The organism is Siminovitchia jepli (assembly GCF_047228825.1).
Classification (GTDB): Bacteria; Bacillota; Bacilli; order Bacillales; family Bacillaceae_C; genus Siminovitchia.
Genome location: NZ_JBFEGN010000195.1, coordinates 1 through 1,421 on the forward strand (window position 1 = coordinate 1; position 1,421 = coordinate 1,421).

A 1,421-nucleotide genomic window follows, 5' to 3' on the forward strand; every position below is an offset into this window, starting at 1 on the left:
GGCTCTTCGCTATTTAGTGTTGAAAAAACAATTTACTAGGTCCGGTCATTTCTATCATTTACCGGTATCGTGGCATCGCACTATTGGCTAGAGAAAAAACAAAACCGGACAAGGGAATGAGTTCAATTGCTCACTCCGCATTCACCACCTGTAACATGAATAACCATCCCGTATGTGGAGATACTTATTCATGGACAAGGGAATGAGTTCGGTTGCGAGCGATGCATGGCTCCAAACTGTAACTCATTCTTTTTGATTTGTAGGCAAGCAAAGGGAAAAATATTCAAGACTCCGTGATCAAGTCCAGTTTATTAACAGTGGCGTAAATCATGGCTATAAAATTATCCGGAGAACGATATCCGCGTGCTTTTCTCTTGGCAGCTTGCACTAAACTATTTATTCCTTCAAGCAGTCCATTGGTCATTTTGGTTTCAAACCATCTTAAAATGCCATCTTTATGCTTTTTTAGCGATTGGGCTGCCTTAATCATCGGTTCCAGTTGAGATCGAATAGCCCAGTTATACCACTCATCAAAATACAGTTCAGCGATCATGGCAGATCTGGTAAATATTTTCTGTAAAGATAATTTCATGCGGTATGCTCGTCCAGTGGCTAAATCCATGTCCTTTAATTTGGCATATTGATTCTTTTGTTTTTCGGTAAGATTTTCTTGGTTTTTAAGCCATACATACCGTGAATTCTTTAGCTCCGGTTGGGTGGACTGTTCTTGCCTTCGTACGTTGTCTAATGCTTCGTTGACCATTTTCATCACATGAAATTTATCAAATGTAATCGATGCTTCAGGGAATTGCTCTTCAATACCTGAAATGAACGATGGCGACATGTCACAACAGAAATCTTTGATTTGGGAACACGGGACGCCTTTACTATCAAGGAATTGGCAGAACTCCTTCAACACATCTGCTCCTCTTCCTTTCGTGACAAAAATAACCCGCTTGGTGTCCATATCAACAAATAATGTCACGTATTTATGACCTCTTGTACGTGAGGTTTCATCCATAGCCACACTCTTTACATTTGATACATCAATGTTTTTAACTGCTTTATCAACGTAGTGTTTAAAGACCCGCCAAAGACGGGTATCATGCTCGCCAACTTTACGAGCAACTGCGGCAACTGGCATTTCAACCATCAATGATAAGACATGATATTCAAAAAGCATGGAAAACCCGGTACCTGGACGTGCCCAATCAATGATAACGGTACGTATTTTTCCACACTTTTCACATTTAACTCTTGGCATTCTTGCGTGAAGTATTGTCTGATACTGCCAAAAATCGAGATGCCTCCACGTACGATCTTGATCTTGAATATCATGAACCTTACACCCCGGGGATTCGCAATTAGGACATAAAAATTCAGCACCTTTTCTGTACTCAAGATAAATGTGAAGTGTTTTT

The 1,421-nt window shown here is 40.3% G+C and carries 1 protein-coding gene; it reads right to left on the reverse strand.

Features of this window, described 5'->3' with window-relative positions; translation table 11 throughout:
- Positions 1-283 precede the first annotated feature (283 nt).
- The coding region (locus AB1L08_RS22350) for an ISL3 family transposase (protein ID WP_413066770.1) at positions 284-1,421 on the reverse strand (1,138 nt) is incomplete at its 5' end.